Raw genomic sequence first — 746 nt, forward strand, 5'->3', positions numbered from 1 at the left:
TGCGTTGTTGTTTTTCGTTCTAGCTGGGTTACCTGTATGGGAAATTGGTTTGACGATGGCGGTCGGTGGCTTTATTGGCGCTCAACTTGGCGCAAAAGTGGTGGTTACCAAAGGTCAAAAGTGGATTCGACCTCTAGTGATTATCATGTCTATGCTGATGGCAACAAAACTTCTTTGGCAACAACATCAGCAATGGCTTCTAACACTGTTTTAATTCGCTGATTGCGGTATGTGTTGTGGCGAAGACAGATGTGTATTGGGCGAATTAGAGGCTCTAGTTCTTCGAATTCAAAACAGAAATTTGATGCGATGTTGAGTGTTTTGATGATGGATTTAGGTATCAGTGCTGGTGCCATACCTTTTAAAGCTAATTGTGCTGCCGCAGTGTAGGAGTCCATTTCCATCAAAGGTTGGATCTCGTACTTGGACAAAATGGCTTGCTGGTATGTATTGGCTGGGTTATTCAAATCGTTAGTTAAAATCGCTTTTGGTAATTGAGTTAGCGGGTGCTTACTTATTATAGAGAAAGGCTCATCGGCGAGATGAATGCTCATCAAACCGTGATGAGAAGGTAAGTAACCAGCGCAGAATCCTAGGGTCGCTCGCCCTGATTTTACGTTTTCAACGATTCTCGGAGTGTGATTGGTAGAGATTCTGAGATAAGGATCGCGTGCTAGTTGCTCTTCCATAATCATACTCAGATAACCTGCGACGAGAGTTTCTGAGCAATCCATTTTTATTAATGA

General features: G+C 42.9%; 2 protein-coding genes. One reads left to right on the plus strand and one right to left on the minus strand.

Going from position 1 to position 746, the window contains the following annotated elements:
* On the plus strand, positions 1-214 hold a 214-nt coding region (locus tag R7Q46_RS26740), incomplete at its 5' end, for a TSUP family transporter (protein WP_411978775.1).
* On the opposite strand, the gene R7Q46_RS26745 is transcribed toward R7Q46_RS26740, so the two are convergent.
* A partial coding sequence (locus R7Q46_RS26745; RefSeq protein ID WP_318078166.1) for a substrate-binding domain-containing protein occupies positions 150-746 on the minus strand: 597 nt, incomplete at its 5' end. The two genes, R7Q46_RS26740 and R7Q46_RS26745, sit on opposite strands and share 65 nt — an antisense overlap.

It is taken from the genome of Vibrio sp. 811 (assembly GCF_033339195.1).